Below are 25,813 nucleotides of genomic sequence, written 5' to 3' on the forward strand. Positions count from 1 at the left end.
GGAGAAGATGGCAAAGCAGATCAAGGGCGTCCTGGGCGAGAAGCTCGGCATGACCCAGGTCTGGGACGAGAACAACCGTGTCGTCCCGGTCACTGTCGTCAAGGCTGGGCCCTGCGTCGTTACCCAGGTCCGTAAGAACGACATCGATGGCTACGAGTCGGTCCAGATCGCCTTCGGCGAGATTGACCCGCGCAAGGTGAACAAGCCCCTCAAGGGTCACTTCGCCAAGGCCGATGTAACCCCGCGCCGCCACCTGGTGGAGCTCCGCACCTCCGACGCCAGCGAGTACACGCTCGGCCAGGAGATCACCGCTGCTGTGTTCGAGTCCGGCGTCAAGGTTGACGTCACGGGCAACAGCAAGGGCAAGGGCTTCGCCGGTGTCATGAAGCGTCACAACTTCAAGGGCCTCGGCGCCGGCCACGGCGTGCAGCGCAAGCACCGCTCCCCCGGTTCGATCGGTGGCTGCGCCACCCCTGGGCGTGTCTTCAAGGGCATGCGCATGGCCGGTCGTATGGGTAACGAGCGTGTCACCACCCAGAACCTGACCATCCACGCGGTTGACGCGGAGAAGGGTCTGCTCCTTATCAAGGGTGCGGTCCCCGGTCCGAACGGCGGCCTCGTCCTGGTCCGTACCGCGGCCAAGGGGGCTTGAGGTAATGAGCACCATTGACATCCTTTCGCCGGCAGGCGACAAGGCCGGTACCGTCGAGCTCCCCGCGGAGATCTTCGACGCGAAGACCAGCGTTCCGCTGATCCACCAGGTCGTTGTCGCTCAGCTGGCTGCTGCCCGTCAGGGCACGCACAAGACCAAGCGTCGCGGCGAAGTCCGTGGTGGTGGCCGCAAGCCGTACCGCCAGAAGGGCACCGGCCGCGCGCGCCAGGGTTCGACCCGCGCTCCGCAGTTCGTCGGCGGTGGCGTCGTTCACGGCCCGCAGCCGCGTGACTACTCGCAGCGGACCCCGAAGAAGATGAAGGCCGCCGCTCTCCGCGGTGCCCTCTCGGACCGTGCGCGTCACTCCCGCATCCACGTCGTCACCGGCGTGGTCGAGGGTGCCGCCTCCACGAAGGCCGCCAAGACGCTGTTCGGCAAGATCTCGGAGCGCAAGAACCTGCTCCTGGTCGTCGACCGCTCCGAAGAGGCCGCGTGGCTGTCCGCCCGCAACCTGCCCCAGGTTCACATCCTGGAGCCGGGCCAGCTGAACACGTACGACGTGATCGTCTCTGACGACGTGGTCTTCACTCAGACCGCTTTCGAGTCCTTCGTGTCTGGCCCCAAGGCCGATGAGACCGAAGGGAGCGACGCCTGATGTCTGAGGCGACCGTTACCAGCAAGACCTTCACTGACCCGCGCGACCTGCTGATCAAGCCGGTTGTCTCGGAGAAGAGCTACGCGCTGCTGGACGAGAACAAGTACACGTTCATCGTCGCGCCCGGCTCCAACAAGACCCAGATCAAGCAGGCCGTCGAGGCGGTCTTCGGGGTCAAGGTCACCGGGGTCAACACGATCAACCGTCAGGGTAAGCGCAAGCGCACCAAGACCGGTTTCGGCAAGCGCGCTGACACCAAGCGCGCCATCGTGACCCTCGCTGAGGGCGACCGAATCGACATCTTCGGCGGCCAGGCCTCCTAACGGAGGTCTAGTCGTCCGGAATCGGACGAGGACTGAGAAATGGGTATCCGCAAGTACAAGCCGACGACCCCGGGCCGTCGTGGCTCCAGCGTCGCCGACTTTGTCGAGATCACGCGGTCCACGCCGGAGAAGTCGCTGGTCCGCCCCCTGCACAGCAAGGGCGGCCGTAACAACACCGGTCGGATCACGGTTCGACACCAGGGTGGCGGCCACAAGCGCGCCTACCGTGTGATCGACTTCCGTCGTCACGACAAGGACGGCGTGCCGGCGAAGGTCGCGCACATCGAGTACGACCCCAACCGCACGGCGCGCATCGCGCTCCTGCACTACGCCGACGGTGAGAAGCGCTACATCATTGCGCCGAAGAACCTGAAGCAGGGTGACCGGATTGAGAACGGCCCGACGGCCGACATCAAGCCCGGCAACAACCTGGCGCTCCGCAACATCCCGGTCGGTACCACGATCCACGCGATCGAGCTCCGTCCCGGTGGTGGCGCGAAGTTCGCCCGCTCCGCTGGTGCCTCTGTGCAGCTGCTGGCGAAGGAGGGCACCATGGCCCACCTTCGTATGCCGTCCGGTGAGATCCGTCTCGTCGACGCCCGCTGCCGCGCCACGGTCGGCGAGGTCGGCAACGCCGAGCAGTCGAACATCAACTGGGGCAAGGCCGGCCGTATGCGCTGGAAGGGCGTTCGCCCCTCCGTCCGCGGTGTCGCGATGAACCCGGTCGACCACCCGCACGGTGGTGGTGAGGGTAAGACCAGTGGTGGTCGCCACCCGGTCTCCCCGTGGGGTCAGAAGGAGGGTCGTACTCGCTCGCCGAAGAAGGCTTCGAGCAAGTACATCGTCCGCCGCCGCAAGACGAACAAGAAGCGCTAGGAGCGGGTTTAGATGCCGCGCAGTCTCAAGAAGGGACCCTTCGTCGACGGACACCTCATCAAGAAGGTGGACGTACAGAACGAAGCCGGTACCAAGAACGTCATCAAGACCTGGTCCCGTCGCTCGATGATCATCCCGGCCATGCTGGGTCACACCATCGCGGTGCACAACGGCAAGATCCACGTCCCGGTGTTCGTCACCGAGTCGATGGTCGGCCACAAGCTCGGCGAGTTCTCGCCGACTCGCACCTTCCGCGGCCACGTCAAGGACGACCGGAAGTCGAAGCGCCGCTAAAGGCGGGGTGGTTACGACTATGACTTACACCGAAGGGACAACCATGGAAGCCAGGGCCCAGGCGCGGTACATCCGCGTCACGCCCATGAAGGCCCGCCGAGTGGTGGACCTTATCCGTGGCATGGATGCCACGGAGGCTCAGGCGGTCCTGCGTTTCGCCCCGCAGGCCGCGAGCGTGCCGGTTGGCAAGGTGCTCGACAGCGCCATTGCCAACGCCGCACACAACTACAACCACCCGGACGCCTCCACGCTGGTCATCAGCGAGGCGTACGTGGACGAGGGCCCGACCCTGAAGCGGTTCCGTCCGCGTGCACAGGGCCGTGCCTACCGGATCCGCAAGCGGACCAGCCACATCACCGTGGTCGTCAGCAGCAAGGAAGGTTCCCGGTAATGGGCCAGAAGGTAAACCCGCACGGGTTCCGGCTCGGCATCACCACCGACTTCAAGTCGCGTTGGTACGCCGACAAGCTGTACAAGGACTACGTCAAGGAAGACGTCGCCATCCGCAGGATGATGACGTCCGGCATGGAGCGCGCCGGCATCTCGAAGGTTGAGATCGAGCGCACCCGTGACCGCGTGCGTGTGGACATCCACACCGCTCGTCCGGGCATCGTCATCGGTCGCCGTGGCGCCGAGGCCGACCGCATCCGCGGTGACCTCGAGAAGCTCACGGGCAAGCAGGTCCAGCTGAACATCCTCGAGGTCAAGAACCCCGAGCTCGACGCTCAGCTGGTTGCCCAGGCCGTTGCCGAGCAGCTCTCCTCCCGCGTCTCCTTCCGTCGCGCCATGCGTAAGAGCATGCAGGGCACGATGAAGGCCGGCGCCAAGGGCATCAAGATCCAGTGTGGCGGTCGCCTCGGCGGCGCCGAGATGTCCCGCTCCGAGTTCTACCGCGAAGGCCGTGTGCCGCTGCACACCCTCCGCGCGAACGTGGACTACGGCTTCTTCGAGGCCAAGACCACCTTCGGCCGTATCGGTGTGAAGGTCTGGATCTACAAGGGCGACGTCAAGAACATCGCCGAGGTTCGCGCCGAGAACGCTGCGGCCCGTGCGGGTAACCGCCCGGCCCGTGGTGCCGCAGGCGCTGGCGACCGTCCCGCCGGCCGTGGTGGCCGTGGTGGCGAGCGCGGCGGCCGTGGTGGCCGCAAGCCGCAGCAGGCTGCTGGTGCCGAGGCCCCCAAGGCCGACGCTCCCGCCGCCGCTCCGGCCGAGAGCACCGGAACGGAGGCCTGACCGACATGCTGATCCCTCGTAGGGTCAAGCACCGCAAGCAGCACCACCCGAAGCGCCGTGGTATGGCCAAGGGCGGTACTGAGGTCTCGTTCGGCGAGTACGGCATCCAGGCGCTTACCCCCGCCTACGTGACGAACCGCCAGATCGAGGCGGCTCGTATCGCGATGACCCGCCACATCAAGCGTGGCGGCAAGGTCTGGATCAACATTTACCCGGACCGTCCCCTGACGAAGAAGCCTGCCGAGACCCGCATGGGTTCCGGTAAGGGTTCTCCCGAGTGGTGGATCGCGAACGTGCACCCGGGCCGGGTCATGTTCGAGCTGTCCTACCCGAACGAGAAGATTGCTCGTGAGGCGCTCACCCGCGCTGCTCACAAGCTTCCGATGAAGTGCCGGATTGTTCGGCGCGAGGCAGGTGAGTCGTGATGGCGACGGGAACCAAGGCGTCCGAGCTGCGTGAGCTCGGCAACGAGGAGCTCGTTGGCAAGCTGCGCGAGGCCAAGGAAGAGCTGTTCAAGCTTCGCTTCCAGGCTGCCACGGGCCAGCTCGAGAACAACGGCCGGCTCCGTTCCGTCCGCAAGGACATCGCCCGGATCTACACCCTGATGCACGAGCGCGAGCTCGGCATCGAGACGGTGGAGAGCGCCTGATGAGCGAGAAGAATGTGACTGAGACCCAGGACCGCGGCTTCCGCAAGACCCGTGAGGGCCTCGTCGTCAGCGACAAGATGGACAAGACTGTCGTCGTCGCCGTCGAGGACCGCGTGAAGCACGCCCTGTACGGCAAGGTCATCCGCCGTACGAACAAGCTCAAGGCTCACGACGAGCAGAACGCTGCCGGCGTCGGCGACCGCGTCCTCATCATGGAGACGCGTCCGCTGTCGGCGAGCAAGCGCTGGCGCATCGTCGAGATCCTCGAGAAGGCCAAGTAAGTATCTGAGGCCCCGGGCATCAAGCCCGGGGGCCCCTCAGGTTCGTTCCGCCAGGCTCGGTGGGGGCGGTAGCTCTTCGGAGTGATGCCCCCGCCGGGAACCGGCAGACAAACAGGAGATAGACGTGATCCAGCAGGAGTCGCGACTGCGTGTCGCCGACAACACTGGTGCCAAGGAGATCCTTTGCATCCGTGTTCTCGGTGGTTCCGGTCGCCGCTACGCGGGCATCGGTGACGTCATCGTTGCCACCGTCAAGGACGCGATCCCCGGTGGCAACGTGAAGAAGGGTGACGTCGTCAAGGCGGTCATCGTTCGCACCGTGAAGGAACGCCGCCGCCAGGACGGCTCGTACATCCGCTTCGACGAGAACGCCGCCGTCATTCTGAAGAACGACGGCGACCCTCGTGGCACCCGTATCTTCGGCCCGGTGGGCCGTGAGCTGCGCGAGAAGAAGTTCATGAAGATCATCTCGCTCGCGCCGGAGGTGCTGTAAGCATGAAGATCAAGAAGGGCGACCTGGTTCAGGTCATCACCGGTAAGGACAAGGGCAAGCAGGGCAAGGTCATTCTGGCCATCCCTACTGAGAACCGTGTCCTGGTCGAGGGTGTCAACCGGGTCAAGAAGCACACCAAGGCCGGTCAGACCGCTGGTGGTTCGCAGACCGGTGGCATCGTGATCACCGAGGCGCCGATCCACGTCAGCAACGTTCAGCTGGTTGTGGAGAAGGACGGCCAGAAGGTCGTTACCCGCGTCGGCTTCCGCTTCGACGACGAGGGCAACAAGATCCGCGTTGCCAAGCGGACGGGTGAGGACATCTGATGGCTACCACTCCGCGTCTCAAGACGAAGTACCGCGAGGACATCGCGGGCAAGCTGCGTGAAGAGTTCTCCTACGAGAACGTCATGCAGATTCCCGGCCTCGTGAAGATCGTGGTCAACATGGGTGTGGGCGACGCCGCCCGCGACTCCAAGCTGATCGACGGCGCCATCAAGGACCTGACGACGATCACCGGTCAGAAGCCGGCCGTCACGAAGGCCCGCAAGTCCATCGCGCAGTTCAAGCTGCGTGAGGGTCAGCCGATCGGCTGCCACGTCACCCTCCGCGGTGACCGCATGTGGGAGTTCCTGGACCGTACGCTGTCGCTCGCGCTGCCGCGTATCCGTGACTTCCGTGGTCTGTCGCCGAAGCAGTTCGACGGCCGTGGTAACTACACCTTCGGTCTCACGGAGCAGGTCATGTTCCACGAGATCGACCAGGACAAGATCGACCGTACCCGGGGTATGGACATCACCGTGGTCACCACGGCGACCAACGACGACGAGGGCCGCGCCCTCCTTCGTCACCTCGGCTTCCCCTTCAAGGAGGCGTAAGCGAGATGGCGAAGAAGGCTCTCATCGCGAAGGCTGCCCGCAAGCCCAAGTTCGGTGTGCGTGCGTACACCCGCTGCCAGCGCTGCGGTCGCCCCCACTCCGTGTACCGCAAGTTCGGCCTGTGCCGCGTGTGCCTTCGTGAGATGGCTCACCGTGGCGAGCTGCCGGGCGTGACCAAGAGCTCCTGGTAATTCCCTCTAGTCCGCAAGGACTTGGGAACTTCCAGGCACTCTCGGTAAGCATCTGGTCGGCGGATGCCCGGCCGCGCATGCCTTAGGCTTGTGTGGTTGGGCGTCCGCCGCCCATAACGACTTACTACGCCGTAGGTCCCCGCACCGCACCCGTCCCGCCACTGAGTGGGGAGAGGGATGGCGCATACAGGAAACCCCGGCGAGAGAGGCCGAAGGCCACTTCATGACCATGACTGACCCGATCGCAGACATGCTCACGCGTCTGCGTAACGCTAACTCGGCGTACCACGACACCGTGGTGATGCCGCACAGCAAGATCAAGTCGCACATCGCAGAGATCCTCAAGCAAGAGGGTTTCATCACCGGCTGGAAGGTCGAGGACGCCGAGGTCGGCAAGAACCTCGTCCTCGAGCTGAAGTTCGGGCCGAACCGTGAGCGCTCCATTGCGGGCATCAAGCGGATCTCGAAGCCCGGTCTGCGTGTGTACGCAAAGTCCACCAACCTGCCGAAGGTGCTCGGCGGCCTGGGCGTGGCGATCATCTCCACGTCCCACGGTCTGCTCACCGGCCAGCAGGCAGGCAAGAAGGGCGTAGGTGGGGAAGTCCTCGCCTACGTCTGGTAGTCGGGAACGGAGGAAAAGCAATGTCGCGAATCGGCAAGCTCCCCATCCAGGTTCCCGCCGGTGTGGACGTCACCATCGACGGCCAGGCGGTCGCTGTGAAGGGCCCCAAGGGTTCCCTCGCGCTGACCATCAAGGCGCCGATCGAGATCGTCAAGGGTGAGGACGGCGTTCTGAACGTTGTTCGTCCCAACGACGAGCGTCAGAACAAGGCCCTGCACGGCCTGTCCCGCACGCTGGTGGCGAACATGATCACCGGCGTGACCACGGGTTACGTCAAGGCTCTTGAGATCAGCGGTGTCGGTTACCGCGTCGCCGCGAAGGGCTCCAACCTGGAGTTCCAGCTTGGCTACAGCCACCCGATCCTGATCGAGGCGCCCGAGGGCATCTCCTTCAAGGTCGAGTCGCCCACCAAGTTCTCGGTCGAGGGCATCGACAAGCAGAAGGTCGGCGAGGTCGCCGCCAACATCCGCAAGCTGCGGAAGCCCGACCCGTACAAGGCCAAGGGTGTCAAGTACGCCGGCGAAGTCATCCGCCGCAAGGTCGGAAAGGCTGGTAAGTAGCCATGGCATACGGTGTAAAGATCGCCAAGGGCGACGCGTACAAGCGTGCCGCCAAGGCCCGTCGCCACATCCGCATCCGCAAGAACGTCTCGGGTACGGCGGAGCGTCCGCGCCTCGTCGTGACGCGTTCCAACCGCAACATCGTTGCTCAGGTCATCGACGACCTCCAGGGTCACACCCTGGCGTCCGCGTCGACCCTGGACGCTTCGATCCGTGGTGGCGAAGGCGACAAGAGCTCGCAGGCCCAGGCTGTCGGCGCGCTCGTCGCCGAGCGTGCCAAGGCCGCGGGTGTCGAGACCGTCGTGTTCGACCGCGGTGGCAACCGATACGCCGGGCGCATTGCCGCTCTGGCTGACGCCGCCCGCGAAGCCGGGCTGAAGTTCTAAGCCCCGTTTTCCGGGACTCACGGACGTAACAGAGAGAGGTAATCCAATGGCTGGACCCCAGCGCCGCGGAAGCGGTGCCGGTGGCGGCGAGCGGCGGGACCGGAAGGGTCGCGACGGTGGCCCTGCCGCCGAGAAGACCGCTTACGTTGAGCGCGTTGTCGCGATCAACCGCGTCGCCAAGGTTGTCAAGGGTGGTCGCCGCTTCAGCTTCACCGCGCTGGTCGTGGTGGGCGACGGTGACGGCACTGTAGGTGTCGGTTACGGCAAGGCCAAGGAAGTTCCCGCGGCCATCGCCAAGGGTGTCGAGGAAGCCAAGAAGTCCTTCTTCAAGGTTCCGCGCATCCAGGGCACCATTCCTCACCCGATCACGGGCGAGCGCGCCGCGGGCGTCGTGCTGCTGAAGCCGGCCGCCCCTGGTACCGGTGTTATCGCCGGTGGCCCGGTGCGCGCCGTTCTGGAGTGCGCCGGCGTTCACGACATCCTGTCGAAGTCGCTCGGCTCTTCCAACGCGATCAACATCGTGCACGCGACCGTGGCGGCCCTCAAGGGCCTGCAGCGTCCCGAGGAGATCGCGGCTCGCCGTGGTCTGCCCCTCGAGGACGTCGCTCCCGCGGCTCTGCTCCGTGCGCGTGCTGGGGCGGGTGCGTAATGGCTCGCCTCAAGGTCACGCAGATCAAGTCGTACATCGGCAGCAAGCAGAACCACCGCGACACGCTGCGTTCGCTCGGGCTCAAGCGCCTGAACGACGTCGTCGTCAAGGAGGACCGCCCCGAGTTCCGCGGAATGGTTCACACCGTCCGCCACCTCGTGACGGTTGAGGAGGTTGACTAACATGGCTGAAAGCAGCCCGCTGAAGGCCCACAACCTCCGTCCCGCCCCCGGCGCCAAGACCGCGAAGACCCGTGTCGGTCGTGGTGAGGCGTCGAAGGGTAAGACGGCTGGTCGTGGTACGAAGGGCCAGAAGGCCCGCTACCAGATCCCGCAGCGCTTCGAGGGTGGGCAGATGCCCCTCCACATGCGTCTGCCGAAGCTCAAGGGCTTCAAGAACCCGTTCCGCACCGAGTTCCAGGTCGTGAACCTGGACAAGCTCGGCGCTCTCTACCCCGAGGGTGGAGAGGTCACGGTGGCCGACCTGGTCGCCAAGGGCGCGGTTCGCAAGAACAGCCTCGTCAAGGTCCTGGGCCAGGGCGAGATCTCCGTGGCGCTGCAGGTTTCGGTTGACGCCGTCTCCGGCTCCGCCAAGGAGAAGATTGCCGCCGCTGGTGGCACCGTGACCGAGCTCGTCTAAGACGAACTCAGTGACAAATAGCTAGAAACCCGACCGGGGATGCCTCACATATGGGGCATCCCCGGTTGGTCGTTCCACGGGGGGCGCAGACGCCGGTATGGTGGCCTGCACCTTTGCTTGTCTTTATTCGTCGATCCCTCAGACCGTCACCTCTGACGCAGTAGCGCGGGGGTCGCAGGAGGCACCGTGCTCACCGCGTTCGCCCGGGCGTTCAAGACGCCCGACCTGCGCAAGAAGCTGCTTTTCACGCTCGGCATCATCGTGCTGTATCGGCTCGGGTCGCATGTCCCCGTACCTGGTGTGAGCTACAAGAACGTTCAGATCTGTGTCGACTCGGCCGGGAGCAGCAACAGCCTCTTCGGTCTCGTCAACATGTTCAGCGGCGGTGCGCTGCTGCAGATCACGATCTTCGCGCTCGGCATCATGCCCTACATCACGGCGAGCATCATTCTGCAGCTGCTGACCGTGGTCATCCCGAAGCTGGAGAACCTCAAAAAAGAGGGTCAAGCCGGCACGTCGAAGATCACTCAGTACACGCGCTATCTGACGGTCGCGCTCGCGATCCTGCAGGGCACCGGCCTCGTCGCCACCGCCCGCAGCGGCGCCCTTTTCCAGGGCTGCGCGGTCAAGGACCAGATCGTCCCCGACCGGTCGATCTTCACCACCGTCGTCATGGTGCTCACCATGACCGCCGGTACCTGCCTCGTCATGTGGCTCGGTGAGCTCATCACCGACCGCGGCATCGGCAACGGCATGTCGATCCTGATGTTCATCTCCATCGCCGCGGGCTTCGTCGGCGCCCTCTGGCAGATCAAGCTCCAGGGCAAGATCGCGGACGGCTGGGTCGAGTTCGGCGTGGTCATCCTGGTCGGCCTCGCGATGGTGGCCCTGGTGGTCTTCGTCGAACAGGCGCAGCGACGGATTCCCGTCCAGTACGCGAAGCGCATGATCGGCCGCCGTGCCTACGGCGGTACCTCGACGTACATCCCGCTCAAGGTGAACCAGGCCGGTGTCATCCCGGTCATCTTCGCCTCGTCGCTGCTGTACATCCCGGCACTGATCGTCCAGTTCAGCGGTTCCACCGCCGGCTGGGCCACGTGGATCCAGAAGCACTTCGTCAAGGGCGACCACCCGTACTACATCGCCGCGTACTTCCTCCTGATCGTCTTCTTCGCGTTCTTCTACGTGGCGATCTCGTTCAACCCCGAGGAAGTTGCCGACAACATGAAGAAGTATGGTGGCTTCATCCCGGGCATCCGCGCCGGTCGGCCTACCGCCGAGTACCTGAGCTACGTACTCAACCGGATCACCTGGCCGGGGTCGCTGTACCTGGGTCTCATTGCTCTTGTGCCGACGATGGCGTTGGCGGGCTTCGGAGCGAACCAGAACTTCCCGTTCGGCGGGACGAGCATCCTGATCATCGTGGGTGTGGGTCTGGAAACCGTGAAGCAGATCGAGAGCCAGCTCCAGCAGCGTAATTACGAAGGGTTCCTCCGCTGATGCGAATCGTCCTCGTCGGACCGCCCGGTGCGGGCAAGGGAACGCAGGCGGCCGTGCTTGCCAAGACCCTGTCGATCCCGCACATCTCCACGGGTGACCTGTTCCGGGCCAACATCAGTCAGGGCACCGAGCTCGGCCGCCGTGCGAAGGCGTTCATGGACGCGGGCGACCTCGTCCCGGACGAGATCACCATCGGCATGGCCAAGGACCGCATGGAGCAGGCGGACGCCGCGGGCGGTTTCCTGCTCGACGGGTTCCCGCGCAACGTGTCGCAGGCCGAGGCCCTCGACGTGATGCTGAAGGCCGAGGGCATGAACCTCGACGCCGTCCTCGACCTGGAGGTCGAGGAGGACGAGGTCGTCAAGCGTCTCGCCGGGCGGCGCACCTGCCGCAACGACGGCTCGCACGTGTTCCACGTCGCGTACGCCCCGCCGAAGGTCGAGGGCGTCTGCGACGTCTGCGGCGGCGAGCTGTACGTCCGCGAGGACCAGTCCGAGGACGCGGTGCGCAACCGCCTCGAGGTCTACCACACCCAGACCGAGCCGATCATCGACTACTACAAGGCCCAGGGCCTCGTGTCGACGATCCCGGCGCTGGGCGAGGTCAAGGACGTCACGCAGCGCGCGATGGATGCCCTCAAGAAGTAGTTGCTGCGTTCCCCTGTAGCGCAGTGTTTTCCGTAGTGCAGCCACGGCCGCGGTGTCCCCAGGACGCCGCGGCCGTACTGTTGATGCGACCGTCGAACCGAAGGTGGAAGGCAATTCCCATGGTCCAGATCAAGACCCCCGAGCAGATCGCGAAGATGCGCGAGGCGGGACTGGTCGTCGCCGCGATCCACGCGGCGACCCGTGAGGCGGCCGTGCCCGGCGCCACGACGCGGGATCTGGACATGGTGGCCCGCAAGGTCATCGCCGACGCCGGCGCCAAGTCGAACTTCCTCGGCTACGGGGGCTTCCCCGCGACCATCTGCACCTCGGCCAACGAGGTCGTCGTCCACGGCATCCCGGACGACAAGACCGTCCTCAAGGACGGCGACATCATCTCGATCGACGCCGGTGCGATCGTCGACGGCTGGCACGGCGATGCCGCGTACACCGCCTTCGTGGGCACTGGGCACGCGCCTGAGCTGCTGGAGCTCTCCCGGGTGACCGAGGAGTCCATGTGGGCCGGGATCGCCGCCATGAAGCTCGGCAACCGCCTCGTGGACATCTCCAAGGCGATCGAGACGTACATCAAGCGCCAGCCGCGCCCCAGCACGGGTGAGCACAGCCTCGGCAAGTTCGGGATCATCGAGGACTACGGCGGCCACGGCATCGGTTCCGAGATGCACATGGACCCCCACCTGCTGAACTACGTCTCCCGCAAGCGCGGCAAGGGGATCAAGCTGGTCCCGGGCCTGTGCCTGGCGATCGAGCCGATGGTCTCCCTGGGCACCGCCCAGACGGAGGTCCTGGCCGACGACTGGACGGTCATCACCACGGACGGCACCTGGTCCTCGCACTGGGAGCACTCCATCGCCCTGACCGAGGAGGGCCCGATCGTGCTGACCTCCCCGGACTGCGGCAAGGCGAAGCTGGCGGAGTACGGGATCACCACCGCGCCCGACCCGCTGGGCTAGGGCCGGGACCGGGGCGGCGGCCGGTCGACCCCGCTGACCAGGATTGATGATCTACCCTGTAGGGCACACTTTCCGGATTCGTCTTTCGGTGGGCCCTGACGTAGACTGACTCGTCGGCTCCTTTGCACCCGCATGTCCTCATGCGAAGGCGGGGAGCTGATCAAGGTAGCCGATTCGAAAGGCGAAGCGTGGCCAAGAAGCAAGGTGCCATCGAAATCGAGGGCACCGTGATCGAGTCCCTCCCGAACGCGATGTTCAAGGTGGAACTCCAGAACGGTCACAAGGTCCTCGCGCACATCAGCGGCAAGATGCGCATGCACTACATCCGCATCCTCCCTGATGACCGGGTCGTCGTGGAGCTGTCTCCGTACGACCTGACGCGTGGCCGGATCGTCTACCGATACAAGTAGATCTTGTCTTCACTCCCGTCCGGACATTCCGTCCCGGCGCGGGTGGTGGCACTGACCCGGAGAACCTCACCAACATGAAGGTCAAGCCGAGCGTCAAGAAGATCTGCGACAAGTGCAAGGTGATCCGCCGTCACGGTCGGGTCATGGTCATCTGCGACAACCTGCGCCACAAGCAGCGCCAGGGCTGACGCACGCCGACCGACCTGCACTACGCAGTTCTTCGCGCGACGTAAGAAAACGTACATACGCAGAACCCGCCTAGCCCCGACCAGGGCCGGCGGCACCTCCGGCGGGGGCCGGGGACCCGGACGTACCACCACCCATTCAGGTGTGGTCGGCGGCCGGGGTTCGGTTCTGCTGAAGACCCCCGAACACACAGGAGCCATTGAATGGCACGCGTTTCCGGTGTTGACATCCCGCGCGAAAAGCGTGTGGAGATCGCACTCACCTACGTCTTCGGTGTCGGTCGCACCCGGTCCAAGGAAATCCTTGCGGCCACCGGTGTGAACCCCGACACCCGCGTTCGTGACCTGGCCGAAGAGGACCTGGTCAAGATCCGCGAGTACGTGGACGCCAACCTCCGCACCGAGGGTGACCTCCGCCGCGAGATCCAGGCCGACATCCGCCGCAAGGTCGAGATCCAGTGCTACCAGGGTGTTCGCCACCGTCGTGGCCTGCCCGTGCACGGTCAGCGCACCAGCACGAACGCCCGTACCCGCAAGGGTCCGCGTCGCGCGATCGCCGGTAAGAAGAAGCCGGGCAAGAAGTAGTCCTGTTCAGCGGTCTTGCGCTGTAGGACCGACCACCTCCCGTAGGAGATTTAGATGCCCCCCAAGGGTCGTCAGGGCGCTGCCAAGAAGGTGCGCCGCAAGGAAAAGAAGAACGTCGCTCATGGGCACGCCCACATCAAGAGCACGTTCAACAACACCATCGTTTCGATCACGGACCCCGCGGGCAACGTGATCTCCTGGGCCTCCGCCGGCCACGTCGGCTTCAAGGGCTCGCGCAAGTCCACCCCCTTCGCCGCGCAGATGGCCGCTGAGTCGGCCGCCCGTCGCGCGCAGGAGCACGGCATGCGCAAGGTCGACGTCTTCGTCAAGGGTCCCGGCTCCGGCCGTGAGACCGCGATCCGCTCCCTCCAGGCCACTGGCCTCGAGGTCGGCTCGATCCAGGACGTCACCCCCACCCCGCACAACGGCTGCCGTCCGCCCAAGCGTCGCCGCGTCTGATTCGGCGGCGCCGGGCTTCGCGCCTGTGCGTCTTTGAGTGTCCGGGCGGTACGAACCCTTCGCGGGGGACGTACCGCCCGTACCCTTGTAGTCCGCGGCCCCGTGCCGCATCCGTCGGGCGTCAAATAGTGGGCGTCCACGAATGAAGGAATCCACATGCTTATCGCTCAGCGCCCCTCGCTGACCGAAGAGGTCGTCGACGAGTACCGCTCGCGGTTCGTGATCGAGCCGCTCGAGCCGGGCTTCGGCTACACCCTCGGCAACTCGCTGCGCCGCACGCTCCTGTCCTCGATCCCGGGTGCCGCTGTCACCAGCATCCGCGTGGACGGCGTCCTGCACGAGTTCACCACCGTGCCCGGTGTCAAGGAAGACGTCACCGACATCATCCTCAACATCAAGCAGCTGGTCGTCTCCTCGGAGCACGACGAGCCGGTCGTGATGTACCTGCGCAAGCAGGGTCCCGGCCTGGTCACCGCTGCCGACATCGCGCCCCCGGCCGGTGTCGAGGTGCACAACCCGGACCTGGTCCTCGCCACGCTCAACGGCAAGGGCAAGCTGGAGATGGAGCTGACCGTCGAGCGCGGTCGCGGCTACGTCTCCGCCGTCCAGAACAAGCAGCTGGGCCAGGAGATCGGTCGCATCCCGATCGACTCCATCTACAGCCCGGTCCTCAAGGTCACCTACAAGGTCGAGGCGACCCGAGTCGAGCAGCGCACCGACTTCGACAAGCTGATCGTCGACGTCGAGACCAAGCAGGCCATGCGCCCGCGCGACGCCATGGCGTCCGCCGGTAAGACCCTGGTCGAGCTGTTCGGTCTGGCGCGCGAGCTCAACATCGACGCCGAGGGCATCGACATGGGCCCCTCGCCGACGGACGCGGCGCTCGCCGCTGATCTCGCCCTGCCGATCGAGGAGCTCGAGCTCACCGTTCGGTCGTACAACTGCCTCAAGCGCGAGGGCATCCACTCCGTGGGTGAGCTCGTGGCCCGCTCCGAGGCGGACCTGCTCGACATCCGCAACTTCGGTGCGAAGTCGATCGACGAGGTCAAGGCGAAGCTCGCCGGCATGGGCCTGGCCCTCAAGGACAGCCCGCCCGGATTCGACCCGACCGCCGCCGCCGACGCCTTCGGCGCCGACGACGACGCGGACGCCGGTTTCGTCGAGACCGAGCAGTACTAAGAACTTTCCCGCGGCATCCGCCGCGGGGGAACTGACACCGGTACCTGACACGGCCGGTGCAGATATGAAGGAGTAAGACCATGCCGCGTCCCGCAAAGGGTGCCCGTCTGGGCGGCAGCGCCGCGCACGAGAAGCACCTCCTCGCGAACCTCGCGAAGGCGCTCTTCGAGCACGGCCGCATCACCACCACCGAGGCCAAGGCCCGTCGCCTGCGTCCCTACGCCGAGCGTCTGGTGACCAAGGCCAAGAAGGGCGACATCCACAACCGTCGCCTGGTGCTGCAGACGATCACGGACAAGAGCATCGTGCACACGCTGTTCACCGAGATCGCCCCGCGCTACGAGAACCGCCCCGGTGGTTACACGCGCATCACCAAGATCGGCAACCGTCGTGGCGACAACGCCCCGATGGCCGTGATCGAGCTGGTCGAGGCCCTTACGGTCGCCCAGCAGGCCACTGGTGAGGCCGAGGCCGCCACCAAGCGCGCGGTCAAGGAGGCGGAGGCTGTCGAGGCCACCGCCGAGGAGACCAAGGAGGCCTGATCCTTCGGGATCAGAGCTCGCTTGATCGGCTCTGAACGGGCCCGCCCCTTCCGGGGCGGGCCCGTTTTGCGTTTCCGTATGTCTGAGAGGATCGCTCACGTGAGTGACGAGGTGGAGCCCGGACACGTCCGGGTCAGGCTGGACCTGAGCTACGACGGCAAGGACTTCTCCGGCTGGGCGAAGCAGCGCGTGCTGCGGACCGTCCAGGGCGAGCTGGAATCCGCGCTGCAGACCGTGATGCGGCTCCCCGACCCGGTCGAGCTGACCGTGGCCGGGCGTACCGACGCGGGCGTGCACGCGCGCGGGCAGGTCGCGCAGTTCGACGTGCGCGACGAGGTGTGGGCCGAGCACCAGGACAAGCTGCTGCGGCGCCTCGCGGGCCGGCTGCCGCACGACGTACGGGTGTGGAAGGCCGCCGAGGCCCCCGCCGGGTTCAACGCGCGGTTCTCCGCGATCTGGCGCCGCTACGCCTACCGCGTCGGCGACCACCAGGCCGGCGTCGACCCGCTGCGCCGCGGGCACGTGCTCTGGTACCAGTGGCCCCTGGACGTGGACGCCATGAACGAGGCCGCCGCCCAGCTGGTCGGGGAGCACGACTTCGCCGCGTACTGCAAGAAGCGCGAGGGGGCCACGACGATCCGTACGCTCCAGCAGCTCAGCTGGGAGCGGGACGCGGAGGGGATCATCACCGCGACCGTCCGCGCCGACGCCTTCTGCCACAACATGGTGCGCTCGCTGGTCGGAGCCCTGCTGCACGTCGGCGACGGCCACCGGACGACCGACTGGCCCGGCAAGGTGCTGGCCGCGGCCGTACGGGACTCCTCGGTGCACGTGGTCAAGCCGCACGGGCTGACCCTGGAGGAGGTCGGCTACCCGGCCGACGAGCTGCTGGCCGCCCGCAGCAAGGAGGCGCGCAACCTGCGCACCCTGCCGGGCAAGGGCTGCTGCTGATCAGCTGCTGCTAATCAGTTTGGGTGGAACGGTGGCGGACCTGGACAATGCCCGGCATGGGACATCTCGAAGCCAGCCACCTGGAGTACTACCTTCCCGACGGGCGGGTTCTGCTCCCCGACGTCTCCTTCCGGGTGGGGGATGGAGCGGTCGTCGCCCTCGTCGGGGCGAACGGGGCCGGCAAGACCACACTGCTGAAGATGATCTCCGGCGAGCTGCAGCCGCACGGCGGCGGCGTCACCGTCTCCGGCGGCCTCGGCGTGATGTCGCAGTTCGTGGGCTCCGTACGGGACGAGACGACCGTACGGGACCTCCTGGTCTCGGTGGCCCAGCCGCGGATCCGCGCTGCCGCCAAGGCCGTGGACCACGCCGAGCAGCTGATCCTGACGGTGGACGACGAGGCCGCCCAGATGGCCTACGCGCAGGCGCTGAGCGACTGGGCGGACGTGCAGGGGTACGAGGCGGAGACCCTGTGGGACGTCTGCACGATGGCCGCGCTGGCGATCCCGTACGACTCGGCGCAGTTCCGCGAGGTGCGCACGCTCTCGGGCGGTGAGCAGAAGCGCCTCGTCCTGGAGGCGCTGCTGCGCGGGCCGGACGAGGTGCTGCTGCTCGACGAGCCGGACAACTACCTGGACGTCCCGGGCAAGCGGTGGCTGGAGGAGCAGCTGAAGGCCACCCGCAAGACGGTGCTGTTCGTCAGCCACGACCGGGAGCTGCTGACCCAGGCCGCCGAGAAGATCATCAGCCTGGAGGCGAGCCCGAACGGCTCGGACGTGTGGGTGCACGGCGAGGGCTTCGCCACCTTCCACGACGCCCGCAAGGAGCGCTTCGCGCGCTTCGAGGAGCTCAAGCGGCGCTGGGACGAGGAGCGCGCCCGGCTGAAGGCCCTGGTGCTGCGACTGCGCGGCCAGGCCGCGAGCAGCCCGGACATGGCCTCGCGGTACCACGCGATGCAGACCCGCTTCAAGAAGTTCGAGGACGCCGGTCCGCCGCCCGAGCCGCCGCGCGAGCAGGACATCAAGATGCGGCTCAAGGGCGGGCGTACGGGAGTGCGCGCGCTCACCGTGGAGAACCTCGAGCTCACCGGGCTGATGAAGCCGTTCTCCCTGGAGGTCTTCTACGGGGAGCGGGTCGCGGTCCTGGGCTCGAACGGCTCCGGGAAGTCGCACTTCCTGCGCCTGATGGCGGGGGAGGAGGTCAAGCACACGGGTACGTGGAAGCTCGGCGCCCGCGTGGTGCCCGGCCACTTCGCGCAGACCCACGCGCACCCGGAGCTGTTCGGCCGCACGCTCGTCGACATCCTGTGGACGGAGGCGGCCAAGCCCTTGGGCCAGGCGATGGGCGCCCTGCGCCGCTACGAGCTGGAGCGCCAGGGGGACCAGCCCTTCGAGAAGCTCTCGGGCGGCCAGCAGGCGCGCTTCCAGATCCTGCTGCTGGAACTGGCGGGTACGACGGCGCTGCTCCTGGACGAGCCGACCGACAACCTGGACCTGGAATCGGCGGAGGCGCTGCAGGACGGGCTGGAGGCCTACGAGGGCACTGTGTTGTGCGTCACGCACGACCGGTGGTTCGCCCGCACATTTGACCGTTATCTGGTCTTCGGTTCGGACGGTGTTGTGCGGGAGACTACGGAGCCCGTCTGGGACGAACGTAGGGTCGAGCGCAAGCGCTAGGGGGAGGCCTCCCCCCGGCTTGGTCGAGGGGAAGTCGTCGTGGGGTTGCGGCCGAGTGTGTGGGTCATGAAGTGGGACACCCCGTCCTCCTGGGACCGGCGGGTGGCGTGGCTGCTGCGGCCCGCCCCCCGGTCCTGGCGGGCCGTGACCCTGGTGATCCTGCTCGCGGTCGCGGTCTCGGCGAGCCTGCGGGTGAACTGGGGCTCGGACAACGCCTTCGTCGTCAAGGCGGCGGACGCCCTGCTCACGGGGGTGTCCCCGTACGAGGACAAGCGCTTCCTCTACCTCCCCAGCGCCGTCATCATGGCGATCCCCGAGGCGCTGCTGCCGGCCCCGCTGCTGCGCTGCGTGCTGCCGCTGGGGATGACCGGGCTGGTCGGGATCGGCTGGTGGGCCGCGCTGAAGCTGTTCTCGGTGCCGGTGCGCTCCCGGCTCGCGGTGGGCGGCTTCGGACTGTTCGCGCTGGCCTACAAGCCGTACATCAACCTCGTGCTCATCGGGAACTGGACGGCCATCTCGGCCGCCGCCCTGCCGGTGGCGCTGCTGCTGGCGCACCGGCGGTCCTGGGGGGCCGCCGGGCTGGTGGTGGGCCTGGCCATCGCGTGCAAGCCGATGCTGGTGCCGATCGGGCTGCTCTTCGTCCTCGCGCGGCAGTGGCGGGGGCTGGCGCTGGCGGTGGGCGTGCCCGTGGGGCTGTCGCTGGCCGGGGCGCTGATGATGCCGCACCCGATGCTGTTCTTCACCAAGACGCTGCCGTTTCTGCTGCACGGCCAGGACTCCTACGCGCTGCCCTGGGACGCCTCGCCGATCGCGGCGCTGCCGCGGTTGGGGGTGCCGGAGCCGCTGGCGGTGCTGCTGGCCTTCGCGGGGGCCGGGTGCGGTCTGTGGGCGGCCTGGCGGCGGTGGCGGCGGCCCGTGGAGACGGACGGGGACCGGGGTGAGCTGAGGCTCGTGGAGACGGCCTGCATGGTGATGCTGGCCGCATTCCTGGTGTCGCGGCCGTCCTTCGACCACTACCTGCTGGTGGTGCTCCCGCTGCTGCTGGTGTCGGGGGTGCGGGCGGGCTCGATGCCGCGCTCGCCCTGGTTCTGGCTGGCCCTGGTGCCCCAGACCGCGGGCATCCCGTGGCCCTCGGAGTTCGAGCACAAGCGGCGTGCTTTCAAGGACATGGTGACCCTGTGCTCGCTCGCCGGATTGCTGGCCCGGCGTTCGCTGCGTCCGATCCGGGTTACTCTGGACCCAGTACGAACTACGGGGTCCCCACCCAGGACCGAACCGGAGTGCGCCGCAACCCCCGTCGAGACGGGATCGCGGACCGCGTTTTGACCCTTCCAGGTCTTCAGGGGTACCCTGCTGGTTCGTTATGCGTATTGGCTTGCTCATTCTCACGTGAACTGCCTTACGCCGGTCCACCGGGCCGATGACCAGCGGTACACACGGGTTGCGTCTCCGATGTGAACCAGGGCTGTCGTGATCGTCCGTGGTGACCCATGTCAGGACCCGTCCCTCGGGCTCACCCCCCGGGGATGACCCACCACTGAAGAAGCGAAGGCATACGCGTGCGTACGTTCAGCCCCAAGCCCGGCGACATCTCGCGCCAGTGGCTCGTCATCGACGCTCAGGACGTTGTCCTCGGCCGTCTGGCGACCCAGGCCGCTGCCCTCCTGCGGGGCAAGCACAAGCCGACTTACGCCCCCCACATGGACATGGGCGACTTCGTCATCATCGTCAACGCCGACAAGGTTCACCTGTCCGGCAACAAGGCGACCCAGAAGATGGCGTACCGCCACTCTGGCTACCCGGGCGGTCTCCGTTCGGTGCGTTACGACGACCTCCTGGCGAACAACCCGGAGAAGGCCGTCGAGAAGGCCATCAAGGGCATGCTCCCCAAGAACACCCTGGGCCGTCAGATGATCTCGAAGCTGAAGGTCTACTCGGGCGAGAACCACCCGCACGCTGCGCAGCAGCCGGTGGCGTTCGAGATCACCCAGGTCGCGCAGTAGTTCCGGCCACCCCCTAAGACGTAGAAAATTCTGAGGAGCATCGTGGCCGAGACCACCGCCGAGACCCCTGTCATCGAAGAAGAGTTCGAGGGCAACGTCGAGGAATACACCACCGAGTCCGCTGACGTAGTCGAGGGCGACTACACCTCGGAGTCCCTTGCCGGTCGCTTCGGCGACCCCCAGCCGGCCGCCGGCCTGGGCCGTCGCAAGAACGCCATCGCCCGCGTCCGGATCGTTCCGGGCACCGGCAAGTGGAAGATCAACGCCCGCACCCTTGAGGACTACTTCCCCAACAAGGTGCACCAGCAGGAAGTCAACGAGCCCTTCAAGCTCCTCGAGCTCGACGGCCGCTACGACGTCATCGCCCGCATCTCGGGTGGCGGCGTTTCCGGTCAGGCCGGTGCCCTGCGCCTCGGTGTCGCCCGTGCGCTGAACGAGGCCGACGTCGACAACAACCGCCCGGCGCTGAAGAAGGCCGGCTTCCTTTCCCGCGACGACCGTGCGGTCGAGCGCAAGAAGGCCGGTCTCAAGAAGGCCCGTAAGGCTCCGCAGTACAGCAAGCGTTAATCTGCGCCCTGCTGTTCTGCAACGAATCCGCCCCGGCAGCACTCTCCGTGCTGCCGGGGCGGTTCGTTTACCGCCACAAGCGGCAAATACATGGCACAAGTGGTCACAAACGCAGTGTGAACTCGGGAGGACAACAGTGGGACGACTCTTCGGGACGGACGGTGTACGAGGCGTCGCGAACGCGGATCTGACGGCCGAGCTGGCGCTCGGTCTCTCCGTGGCGGCGGCACACGTACTGGCCGAGGCGGGCACTTTCGCGGGTCACCGCGCCACCGCAGTGGTGGGCCGGGACCCCCGTGCCTCCGGCGAATTCCTGGAGGCCGCAGTCGTCGCCGGCCTCGCGAGCGCGGGCGTGGACGTCCTGCGCGTCGGTGTGCTGCCCACCCCGGCGGTGGCGTATCTCACCGGTGCGCTGGGCGCCGACCTCGGCGTGATGCTCTCGGCCAGCCACAACGCCATGCCCGACAACGGCATCAAGTTCTTCGCGCGCGGTGGGCACAAGCTCGCCGACGAGCTGGAGGACCGGATCGAGTCCGTCTACGAGGACCACCGCACGGGCGCTCCGTGGGACCGGCCCACCGGCTCCGGCGTCGGCCGCGTCTCCGACTACACCGAGGGCTTCGACAAGTACGTCGCCCACCTCATGGGTGTCCTCCCGAACCGCCTCGACGGCCTCAAGGTGGTCCTGGACGAGGCGCACGGCGCGGCCGCCTTCGTCTCGCCGGAGGCCTTCACCCGGGCCGGCGCCGAGATCGTCACGATCGGTGCCGAGCCCGACGGCCTGAACATCAACGACGGCTGCGGCTCCACCCACCTGGGTCTGCTGAAGCAGGCCGTCGTCGAGCACGGCGCCGACCTGGGCATCGCGCACGACGGGGATGCGGACCGCTGCCTGGCCGTGGACGCGAACGGCGCCGAGATCGACGGCGACCAGATCCTCGCGGTGCTGGCGCTGGCCATGCGCGAGGCGGGTCACCTGCGCGAGGACACCGTGGTCGGCACCGTGATGTCGAACCTGGGCTTCAAGCTGGCCATGGAGGCCGAGGGCATCCAGGTCGTGCAGACCGGGGTCGGCGACCGGTACGTCCTGGAGTCGATGAAGGAGCACGGGTACGCGCTGGGCGGCGAGCAGTCCGGCCACGTGATCATCCTCGACCACGCCACCACCGGCGACGGCACCCTGACCGGCCTGATGCTGGCGGCGCGGATCGCGGCCACCGGCAAGTCGCTCGCGGAGCTGGCCGGGGTCATGAGCCGGCTGCCGCAGGTCCTGATCAACGTCCCCGACGTGGACAAGTCCCGGGTCACGACCTCGGCCGAGCTGGCCGCGGCCGTCGCGGACGCGGAGCGGGAACTGGGCTCGACCGGGCGCGTACTGCTGCGCCCCTCGGGCACCGAGCCGCTCGTACGGGTGATGGTGGAGGCCGCCGACATCGAGCAGGCCCGCTCCGTCGCCGGCCGGCTGGCCGACGTGGTGAAGTCGGCGCTCGGCTAGACCCCGCACGGCTGTCATGGAACCGGCCCCGCGCTACGAAGCTTCGTAGCGCGGGGCCGGTTCCGTATCCGGGGCCCTCCGGGGGCCTGGGCTCAGGTCTTGGGCGGCGTGCGGCGCCAGTGGCCGCGTTGGGTGCGCCACAGGAGTTTTTGGCCGAGCAGGGTCAGTACGCCGGCCAGCATGATTCCGCACAGGTTCAGCAGCAGTTGCTCGGCCGAGCCCCACATCTGGGCGAACTCCCCGTAGCTGAGCGCCACGGCCGCGTTGGCGCCGGCCGGGACGGTGGTCACCGAGATCGCGACGCCGACCAGCGCCCCGGACTTCGCCGAGGTCAGCGAGAGCACCCCGGCCACGCCGGCGAGCAGGGCCACGACGAAGGAGAACGGGTCCGGCTGCCAGATGAAGCTGGTGTTGGGGCGGGGCTTGTCCAGCATGCCCGGGTGGAACAGGCCGAGGGCGTCCATCACCAGGCTGAAGACGGTGGTCGCGACCATCGCGGCGGCGAAGCCCACGAGCAGGGCGACCAGGGAGCGGGCGGCCAGCTTCGGGGCGCGCTGCACCAGGCCCGTGCAGACGCCCGCGAGCGGGCCGAACTCGGGGCCGACCGCCATCGCGCCCACGATCAGGATGGCGTTGTCGAGGACCACGCCGCAGGCCGCGATCATCGTCGCGACGATCATGAAGGCGGCGTAGGTGATGGAGAGGGTGGACTCCTCGTGGGTCGCCCCGGTCAGCTGCTCCCACAGGACGGCGTCGGCGGCCTCGCCCGGGGCCTCCTCCTCGGCCCGGTCGGCCCGCTCCGAGAGGGAGAGGTCGATGTTCTCGACCGCGATCGAGCCGTCCTTGTCGATGGAGAGCGCGCGCAGCTCGTGCAGGAGCTCGTCGCCCGCCTCGCGGGCCACGTCGCACAGCACGATGTCGCCCGCGGGAATGCGGGCCGCGCCCGGCAGCACCGCCAGATGGGTGGTGCCGACGGTCTCCTCGATGATCCTGACCACCGCGTCCGTGCGGTCGGGCGGGATGATCATCCGTAGATGCAGCATGGCCGCACAGTAGCCCGCCGGACGCCGTCAGAGCTTGCGCAGACTCAGCTTCTGCACCTTGTGGTCCGGGCCCTTGCGCACGACGAGGGTGGCGCGGCCGCGGGTCGGGGCCACGTTCTCCAGCAGGTTGGGCTTGTTGATGGTCCGCCACATCGTCTGCGCGTACTCCAGCGCCTCCTCCTCGGAGACCTGGGTGTACTTGCGGAAGTAGGAGAAGGGGTTCTGGAACGCCGTCTCGCGCAGCTTGCGGAAGCGGTTGAGGTACCAGCGCTCGATGTCCTCGGGGCGGGCGTCCACGTAAACGCTGAAGTCGAAGTAGTCGGCGAGGGCGACCCTGGTCCGGCCGTCGTTGCCGGGCAGCGCCGGCTGGAGGACGTTGAGCCCCTCGACGATCAGGATGTCGGGGCGGCGCACGACGAGCTGCTCGCCGGGGACGATGTCGTAGATCAGGTGCGAGTAGACCGGGGCCGTGACCTCGTCCTTGCCGGCCTTGATGTCGGCGACGAAGCGGGTCAGCGCGCGGCGGTCGTAGGACTCCGGGAACCCCTTGCGGGCGGTCAGCCCGCGCCGCCGGAGCTCCTTCATCGGGTACAGGAAGCCGTCCGTGGTCACCAGCTCCACGCGCGGGTGCTCGGGCCAGCGGGCGAGCAGGGCCTGCAGGAGGCGGGCCACGGTGGACTTGCCGACCGCCACGGAGCCGGCGACCCCTATGACGAAGGGGGTGCCCTGCTGTGCGCCCTGGCCGTTGCCGGCGTCGCCGAGGAAGGTGTTGAGGGTGCCGCGGAGGTTGCTGGTGGCCCCCACGTACAGGTTCAGCAGCCGGGAGAGCGGCAGGTACACGTCGCGGACCTCGTCGAGGTCGATGACGTCGCCGAGCCCGCGCAGCCGCTCGACCTCGTCGGCCGTCAGCGGCAGCGGGGTCCGCTCGCGCAGGGCGCTCCACTCGGCTCTGGTCAGGTCGACGTAGGGGGAGGCCTCGTGGCCCCGGCGGCGCGTGGGGTGCGCGGCAGGCTCGGGGTGCGTGGGGTGCTCCGATCCGACGGGGCGCTCCGTTGCGCTTTCGTCCGGCGTGCTTCGTGGCGGCGAAGTGATCACAGGGCCATTGTCGGGGGTCCCGGGCCGTTGTGGGTGGTGTGGTCGGTCACGTGGGGCCGGGCCTTATGGCCCGGGGTGGGCGGGTTGTACGGGGACGGTATCGATCGGAGGGAGCCGTGGTCTCGGTGGCATCACGATGCGTGTAGTGGGTCTTTAATTGCCGGCCGGTGTCGGCGGTACCCCGTACGGTGTGGATCACCGCAGCTTTGAGGCCGCCCTCGGCACCGTTTCGGGGCGCCGCTGCGGGCTGACCTTTCTCAGATGTTCCGTGGGGGAAACCATCATGCGCACCACCTTCGTCCGCCGTACCGTCCTGACCGCCTCCGCCGTGTCCCTGGCACTGCTGGCGACCGCGTGCGGCGGCTCCGACAAGGCCGACGCGAAGGGGGACGCGAAGCCGTCCGCCTCCGCGTCGGCGGCGGCCGGCAAGGGGAAGAGCAACGCCGAGCTCTCCTCCCTGATCCTGGCCCAGGCGGACCTGCCCGACTACGTCTTCAAGCAGGCCACGTCGGCAGAGGTCAAGATCGGCATCGACACCGTCAGCGACAAGGCGGAGTGCCTCCCGCTGGCCAAGGCACAGGTCATGACCCCGGTCGGCATGACCTCCGGCACCTCTCGCGTCAAGGTCATCGCCAAGCCGAAGGCGGCGGACCCGAACGCGACCGCGGAGGAGAAGCTCAAGGCCGGGATGGACGCGCTCGGCGGGACCGTCACCAGCGTCACGCTGGCCTCGTACGACGGCAAGGGTGCCGAGGAGGCCTTCGCTTCGTTCAAGGGCGCGGGCACGGCCTGCGCCGCCGGCTTCGAGGCCAAGGCGACCGACGGTTCCGCTTCGCCGGACAACTCGATCAAGTTCAGCAAGGTCGTCCCCGGCGCCCAGGTGACCGCGGGGGACGAGGCGCTCGCCTACACCTTCCAGGGGGAGTCGGACGGCGAGAAGATCTCGACTGAGCTCGTGGTCGTCCGCAAGGGCAGCTCGCTCGTCACCTTCTACGCGGTGAGCCTCGCCGGGACCGCCGAGCAGCCCAAGGCTGTCGTCGAGGCGCAGCAGAAGAAGCTCGGCTGACGGCTCGTCCGCGGCGTTCGAACACGCGTCAACCCCGCTCCGGCACATTCGCCGGGGCG

General features: G+C 67.2%; 38 protein-coding genes. 36 read left to right on the forward strand and 2 right to left on the reverse strand.

All coding sequences use genetic code 11. The annotated features are described in order from the left end of the window. The first annotated feature begins 7 nt into the window (after window positions 1-7). From rplC to glmM, 35 genes are all read left to right on the forward strand, one after another. The gene (gene rplC / locus OHU74_RS21675) at window positions 8-652 is read left to right on the forward strand and encodes a 50S ribosomal protein L3 (RefSeq protein ID WP_215015311.1); all 645 of its coding nucleotides are present in this window, start codon (window positions 8-10) and stop codon (window positions 650-652) included. A 4-nt stretch (window positions 653-656) separates the two neighbouring features. Beyond that, complete coding sequence (rplD, locus tag OHU74_RS21680) at window positions 657-1,307, forward strand: 50S ribosomal protein L4 (protein ID WP_254387363.1); 651 nt, start codon at window positions 657-659, stop codon at window positions 1,305-1,307. Further along, complete coding sequence (gene rplW, locus OHU74_RS21685; RefSeq protein ID WP_030154694.1) at window positions 1,307-1,630, forward strand: 50S ribosomal protein L23; 324 nt, start codon at window positions 1,307-1,309, stop codon at window positions 1,628-1,630. The genes rplD and rplW overlap by 1 nt, the downstream gene beginning before the upstream one ends. Before the next feature lie 39 nt (window positions 1,631-1,669). Beyond that, a complete protein-coding gene (gene rplB / locus OHU74_RS21690) occupies window positions 1,670-2,506 on the forward strand; it encodes a 50S ribosomal protein L2 (RefSeq protein ID WP_112447748.1) in 837 nt (278 codons plus the stop codon). Between the two features lie 12 nt (window positions 2,507-2,518). Then, on the forward strand, window positions 2,519-2,800 hold the full coding sequence (rpsS, locus tag OHU74_RS21695; protein ID WP_023539342.1) for a 30S ribosomal protein S19: 282 nt from the start codon (window positions 2,519-2,521) through the stop codon (window positions 2,798-2,800). Window positions 2,801-2,843: 43 nt separating this feature from the next. After that, window positions 2,844-3,191, forward strand: coding sequence for a 50S ribosomal protein L22 (gene rplV / locus OHU74_RS21700; protein WP_007265904.1), 348 nt, complete (start codon window positions 2,844-2,846; stop codon window positions 3,189-3,191). Beyond that, window positions 3,191-4,033, forward strand: a complete 843-nt coding sequence (gene rpsC / locus OHU74_RS21705; RefSeq protein WP_266626437.1) for a 30S ribosomal protein S3 — start codon at window positions 3,191-3,193, stop codon at window positions 4,031-4,033. Before rplV ends, rpsC begins: the two co-directional genes overlap by 1 nt. 5 nt (window positions 4,034-4,038) lie before the next feature. Then, window positions 4,039-4,458, forward strand: coding sequence for a 50S ribosomal protein L16 (gene rplP, locus OHU74_RS21710; RefSeq protein ID WP_030026326.1), 420 nt, complete (start codon window positions 4,039-4,041; stop codon window positions 4,456-4,458). After that, window positions 4,458-4,682, forward strand: a complete 225-nt coding sequence (gene rpmC, locus OHU74_RS21715) for a 50S ribosomal protein L29 (protein WP_073912892.1) — start codon at window positions 4,458-4,460, stop codon at window positions 4,680-4,682. The genes rplP and rpmC overlap by 1 nt, the downstream gene beginning before the upstream one ends. After that, window positions 4,682-4,963, forward strand: a complete 282-nt coding sequence (gene rpsQ, locus OHU74_RS21720; protein WP_053682619.1) for a 30S ribosomal protein S17 — start codon at window positions 4,682-4,684, stop codon at window positions 4,961-4,963. The genes rpmC and rpsQ overlap by 1 nt, the downstream gene beginning before the upstream one ends. A 124-nt stretch (window positions 4,964-5,087) precedes the next feature. Beyond that, entirely contained in the window at window positions 5,088-5,456 is a 369-nt protein-coding gene (gene rplN, locus OHU74_RS21725; protein WP_003956455.1) for a 50S ribosomal protein L14, read from the forward strand. Between the two features lie 2 nt (window positions 5,457-5,458). After that, window positions 5,459-5,782, forward strand: coding sequence for a 50S ribosomal protein L24 (rplX, locus tag OHU74_RS21730; protein WP_215023444.1), 324 nt, complete (start codon window positions 5,459-5,461; stop codon window positions 5,780-5,782). Next, a complete protein-coding gene (gene rplE / locus OHU74_RS21735) occupies window positions 5,782-6,333 on the forward strand; it encodes a 50S ribosomal protein L5 (RefSeq protein WP_030388859.1) in 552 nt (183 codons plus the stop codon). The genes rplX and rplE overlap by 1 nt, the downstream gene beginning before the upstream one ends. Before the next feature lie 5 nt (window positions 6,334-6,338). Continuing rightward, window positions 6,339-6,524 (forward strand): type Z 30S ribosomal protein S14, encoded by a 186-nt coding sequence (locus tag OHU74_RS21740; RefSeq protein ID WP_003956452.1) that lies wholly within the window; start codon window positions 6,339-6,341, stop codon window positions 6,522-6,524. 223 nt (window positions 6,525-6,747) lie between these two features. After that, window positions 6,748-7,146: a 30S ribosomal protein S8 gene (gene rpsH / locus OHU74_RS21745; RefSeq protein WP_007265911.1), complete on the forward strand. Its 399-nt coding sequence runs from the start codon at window positions 6,748-6,750 to the stop codon at window positions 7,144-7,146. Between the two features lie 20 nt (window positions 7,147-7,166). Next, window positions 7,167-7,706, forward strand: a complete 540-nt coding sequence (rplF, locus tag OHU74_RS21750) for a 50S ribosomal protein L6 (RefSeq protein ID WP_330298079.1) — start codon at window positions 7,167-7,169, stop codon at window positions 7,704-7,706. A 2-nt stretch (window positions 7,707-7,708) separates the two neighbouring features. After that, the gene (rplR, locus tag OHU74_RS21755; RefSeq protein WP_030008471.1) at window positions 7,709-8,092 is read left to right on the forward strand and encodes a 50S ribosomal protein L18; all 384 of its coding nucleotides are present in this window, start codon (window positions 7,709-7,711) and stop codon (window positions 8,090-8,092) included. Between the two features lie 46 nt (window positions 8,093-8,138). Beyond that, window positions 8,139-8,741: a 30S ribosomal protein S5 gene (gene rpsE, locus OHU74_RS21760; protein ID WP_008739695.1), complete on the forward strand. Its 603-nt coding sequence runs from the start codon at window positions 8,139-8,141 to the stop codon at window positions 8,739-8,741. Beyond that, window positions 8,741-8,923 carry a 50S ribosomal protein L30 gene (gene rpmD / locus OHU74_RS21765; RefSeq protein ID WP_112447741.1) on the forward strand — a complete coding sequence of 61 codons (183 nt, stop codon included), beginning with the start codon at window positions 8,741-8,743 and terminating at the stop codon, window positions 8,921-8,923. The genes rpsE and rpmD overlap by 1 nt, the downstream gene beginning before the upstream one ends. Window position 8,924: 1 nt before the next feature. Beyond that, window positions 8,925-9,380, forward strand: a complete 456-nt coding sequence (gene rplO / locus OHU74_RS21770; protein WP_330298080.1) for a 50S ribosomal protein L15 — start codon at window positions 8,925-8,927, stop codon at window positions 9,378-9,380. Between the two features lie 186 nt (window positions 9,381-9,566). Continuing rightward, complete coding sequence (secY, locus tag OHU74_RS21775; protein WP_371617436.1) at window positions 9,567-10,880, forward strand: preprotein translocase subunit SecY; 1,314 nt, start codon at window positions 9,567-9,569, stop codon at window positions 10,878-10,880. Beyond that, entirely contained in the window at window positions 10,880-11,527 is a 648-nt protein-coding gene (locus tag OHU74_RS21780) for an adenylate kinase (RefSeq protein ID WP_330298082.1), read from the forward strand. Before secY ends, OHU74_RS21780 begins: the two co-directional genes overlap by 1 nt. Before the next feature lie 119 nt (window positions 11,528-11,646). Further along, window positions 11,647-12,498, forward strand: a complete 852-nt coding sequence (gene map, locus OHU74_RS21785) for a type I methionyl aminopeptidase (RefSeq protein ID WP_330298083.1) — start codon at window positions 11,647-11,649, stop codon at window positions 12,496-12,498. A gap of 188 nt (window positions 12,499-12,686) precedes the next feature. After that, window positions 12,687-12,908 (forward strand): translation initiation factor IF-1, encoded by a 222-nt coding sequence (infA, locus tag OHU74_RS21790; protein WP_003956442.1) that lies wholly within the window; start codon window positions 12,687-12,689, stop codon window positions 12,906-12,908. Window positions 12,909-12,982: 74 nt separating this feature from the next. Then, window positions 12,983-13,096: a 50S ribosomal protein L36 gene (rpmJ, locus tag OHU74_RS21795; protein WP_003956441.1), complete on the forward strand. Its 114-nt coding sequence runs from the start codon at window positions 12,983-12,985 to the stop codon at window positions 13,094-13,096. 201 nt (window positions 13,097-13,297) lie between these two features. Further along, window positions 13,298-13,678, forward strand: coding sequence for a 30S ribosomal protein S13 (gene rpsM / locus OHU74_RS21800; protein WP_053682609.1), 381 nt, complete (start codon window positions 13,298-13,300; stop codon window positions 13,676-13,678). Between the two features lie 54 nt (window positions 13,679-13,732). Beyond that, window positions 13,733-14,137, forward strand: coding sequence for a 30S ribosomal protein S11 (gene rpsK / locus OHU74_RS21805; protein ID WP_006376016.1), 405 nt, complete (start codon window positions 13,733-13,735; stop codon window positions 14,135-14,137). Between the two features lie 156 nt (window positions 14,138-14,293). Further along, a complete protein-coding gene (locus tag OHU74_RS21810; RefSeq protein WP_008739666.1) occupies window positions 14,294-15,316 on the forward strand; it encodes a DNA-directed RNA polymerase subunit alpha in 1,023 nt (340 codons plus the stop codon). Between the two features lie 80 nt (window positions 15,317-15,396). Next, complete coding sequence (gene rplQ / locus OHU74_RS21815; RefSeq protein WP_371617437.1) at window positions 15,397-15,858, forward strand: 50S ribosomal protein L17; 462 nt, start codon at window positions 15,397-15,399, stop codon at window positions 15,856-15,858. 99 nt (window positions 15,859-15,957) lie between these two features. After that, on the forward strand, window positions 15,958-16,809 hold the full coding sequence (gene truA / locus OHU74_RS21820; RefSeq protein WP_330298085.1) for a tRNA pseudouridine(38-40) synthase TruA: 852 nt from the start codon (window positions 15,958-15,960) through the stop codon (window positions 16,807-16,809). A gap of 47 nt (window positions 16,810-16,856) precedes the next feature. Then, window positions 16,857-18,485 carry an ABC-F family ATP-binding cassette domain-containing protein gene (locus tag OHU74_RS21825; RefSeq protein ID WP_371617438.1) on the forward strand — a complete coding sequence of 543 codons (1,629 nt, stop codon included), beginning with the start codon at window positions 16,857-16,859 and terminating at the stop codon, window positions 18,483-18,485. Between the two features lie 66 nt (window positions 18,486-18,551). Then, window positions 18,552-19,811 carry a glycosyltransferase family 87 protein gene (locus OHU74_RS21830; protein WP_371617439.1) on the forward strand — a complete coding sequence of 420 codons (1,260 nt, stop codon included), beginning with the start codon at window positions 18,552-18,554 and terminating at the stop codon, window positions 19,809-19,811. 233 nt (window positions 19,812-20,044) lie between these two features. Further along, complete coding sequence (gene rplM, locus OHU74_RS21835) at window positions 20,045-20,488, forward strand: 50S ribosomal protein L13 (RefSeq protein WP_330298088.1); 444 nt, start codon at window positions 20,045-20,047, stop codon at window positions 20,486-20,488. Between the two features lie 42 nt (window positions 20,489-20,530). Next, window positions 20,531-21,055, forward strand: a complete 525-nt coding sequence (rpsI, locus tag OHU74_RS21840) for a 30S ribosomal protein S9 (RefSeq protein WP_330298089.1) — start codon at window positions 20,531-20,533, stop codon at window positions 21,053-21,055. Between the two features lie 136 nt (window positions 21,056-21,191). Next, window positions 21,192-22,550 carry a phosphoglucosamine mutase gene (gene glmM, locus OHU74_RS21845; RefSeq protein WP_371617440.1) on the forward strand — a complete coding sequence of 453 codons (1,359 nt, stop codon included), beginning with the start codon at window positions 21,192-21,194 and terminating at the stop codon, window positions 22,548-22,550. Window positions 22,551-22,642: 92 nt separating this feature from the next. On the opposite strand, the gene OHU74_RS21850 is transcribed toward glmM, so the two are convergent. Together OHU74_RS21850 and coaA are read right to left on the reverse strand one after the other, a co-directional pair. Next, entirely contained in the window at window positions 22,643-23,593 is a 951-nt protein-coding gene (locus tag OHU74_RS21850) for a DUF389 domain-containing protein (RefSeq protein ID WP_371617441.1), read from the reverse strand. A 27-nt stretch (window positions 23,594-23,620) separates the two neighbouring features. After that, a complete protein-coding gene (gene coaA, locus OHU74_RS21855) occupies window positions 23,621-24,688 on the reverse strand; it encodes a type I pantothenate kinase (RefSeq protein WP_371617442.1) in 1,068 nt (355 codons plus the stop codon). 283 nt (window positions 24,689-24,971) lie between these two features. Between coaA and OHU74_RS21860 the strand changes: the two genes are divergently transcribed. Next, window positions 24,972-25,754, forward strand: coding sequence for a hypothetical protein (locus tag OHU74_RS21860; RefSeq protein ID WP_371617443.1), 783 nt, complete (start codon window positions 24,972-24,974; stop codon window positions 25,752-25,754). Window positions 25,755-25,813: the final 59 nt, after the last annotated feature.

The sequence above is a fragment of the Streptomyces sp. NBC_00454 genome, from assembly GCF_041434015.1.
Classification (GTDB): domain Bacteria; phylum Actinomycetota; class Actinomycetes; order Streptomycetales; family Streptomycetaceae; genus Streptomyces.

Excerpts from the sequence above, each read along its gene's own strand:
- rplC (WP_215015311.1), top strand. The coding sequence starts at position 8 with ATGGCAAAGCAGATCAAGGGCGTCCTGGGCGAGAAGCTCGGCATGACC.
- rplD (WP_254387363.1), top strand. The coding sequence starts at position 657 with ATGAGCACCATTGACATCCTTTCGCCGGCAGGCGACAAGGCCGGTACC.
- rplW (WP_030154694.1), top strand. The coding sequence starts at position 1,307 with ATGTCTGAGGCGACCGTTACCAGCAAGACCTTCACTGACCCGCGCGAC.
- rplB (WP_112447748.1), top strand. The coding sequence starts at position 1,670 with ATGGGTATCCGCAAGTACAAGCCGACGACCCCGGGCCGTCGTGGCTCC.
- rpsS (WP_023539342.1), top strand. The coding sequence starts at position 2,519 with ATGCCGCGCAGTCTCAAGAAGGGACCCTTCGTCGACGGACACCTCATC.
- rplV (WP_007265904.1), top strand. The coding sequence starts at position 2,844 with ATGGAAGCCAGGGCCCAGGCGCGGTACATCCGCGTCACGCCCATGAAG.
- rpsC (WP_266626437.1), top strand. The coding sequence starts at position 3,191 with ATGGGCCAGAAGGTAAACCCGCACGGGTTCCGGCTCGGCATCACCACC.
- rplP (WP_030026326.1), top strand. The coding sequence starts at position 4,039 with ATGCTGATCCCTCGTAGGGTCAAGCACCGCAAGCAGCACCACCCGAAG.
- rpmC (WP_073912892.1), top strand. The coding sequence starts at position 4,458 with ATGGCGACGGGAACCAAGGCGTCCGAGCTGCGTGAGCTCGGCAACGAG.
- rpsQ (WP_053682619.1), top strand. The coding sequence starts at position 4,682 with ATGAGCGAGAAGAATGTGACTGAGACCCAGGACCGCGGCTTCCGCAAG.
- rplX (WP_215023444.1), top strand. The coding sequence starts at position 5,459 with ATGAAGATCAAGAAGGGCGACCTGGTTCAGGTCATCACCGGTAAGGAC.
- rplE (WP_030388859.1), top strand. The coding sequence starts at position 5,782 with ATGGCTACCACTCCGCGTCTCAAGACGAAGTACCGCGAGGACATCGCG.
- OHU74_RS21740 (WP_003956452.1), top strand. The coding sequence starts at position 6,339 with ATGGCGAAGAAGGCTCTCATCGCGAAGGCTGCCCGCAAGCCCAAGTTC.
- rpsH (WP_007265911.1), top strand. The coding sequence starts at position 6,748 with ATGACCATGACTGACCCGATCGCAGACATGCTCACGCGTCTGCGTAAC.
- rplF (WP_330298079.1), top strand. The coding sequence starts at position 7,167 with ATGTCGCGAATCGGCAAGCTCCCCATCCAGGTTCCCGCCGGTGTGGAC.
- rplR (WP_030008471.1), top strand. The coding sequence starts at position 7,709 with ATGGCATACGGTGTAAAGATCGCCAAGGGCGACGCGTACAAGCGTGCC.
- rpsE (WP_008739695.1), top strand. The coding sequence starts at position 8,139 with ATGGCTGGACCCCAGCGCCGCGGAAGCGGTGCCGGTGGCGGCGAGCGG.
- rpmD (WP_112447741.1), top strand. The coding sequence starts at position 8,741 with ATGGCTCGCCTCAAGGTCACGCAGATCAAGTCGTACATCGGCAGCAAG.
- rplO (WP_330298080.1), top strand. The coding sequence starts at position 8,925 with ATGGCTGAAAGCAGCCCGCTGAAGGCCCACAACCTCCGTCCCGCCCCC.
- OHU74_RS21780 (WP_330298082.1), top strand. The coding sequence starts at position 10,880 with ATGCGAATCGTCCTCGTCGGACCGCCCGGTGCGGGCAAGGGAACGCAG.
- map (WP_330298083.1), top strand. The coding sequence starts at position 11,647 with ATGGTCCAGATCAAGACCCCCGAGCAGATCGCGAAGATGCGCGAGGCG.
- rpmJ (WP_003956441.1), top strand. The coding sequence starts at position 12,983 with ATGAAGGTCAAGCCGAGCGTCAAGAAGATCTGCGACAAGTGCAAGGTG.
- rpsM (WP_053682609.1), top strand. The coding sequence starts at position 13,298 with ATGGCACGCGTTTCCGGTGTTGACATCCCGCGCGAAAAGCGTGTGGAG.
- rpsK (WP_006376016.1), top strand. The coding sequence starts at position 13,733 with ATGCCCCCCAAGGGTCGTCAGGGCGCTGCCAAGAAGGTGCGCCGCAAG.
- OHU74_RS21810 (WP_008739666.1), top strand. The coding sequence starts at position 14,294 with ATGCTTATCGCTCAGCGCCCCTCGCTGACCGAAGAGGTCGTCGACGAG.
- rplQ (WP_371617437.1), top strand. The coding sequence starts at position 15,397 with ATGCCGCGTCCCGCAAAGGGTGCCCGTCTGGGCGGCAGCGCCGCGCAC.
- OHU74_RS21825 (WP_371617438.1), top strand. The coding sequence starts at position 16,857 with ATGCCCGGCATGGGACATCTCGAAGCCAGCCACCTGGAGTACTACCTT.
- OHU74_RS21830 (WP_371617439.1), top strand. The coding sequence starts at position 18,552 with ATGAAGTGGGACACCCCGTCCTCCTGGGACCGGCGGGTGGCGTGGCTG.
- OHU74_RS21850 (WP_371617441.1), bottom strand. The coding sequence starts at position 23,593 with ATGCTGCATCTACGGATGATCATCCCGCCCGACCGCACGGACGCGGTG.
- OHU74_RS21860 (WP_371617443.1), top strand. The coding sequence starts at position 24,972 with ATGCGCACCACCTTCGTCCGCCGTACCGTCCTGACCGCCTCCGCCGTG.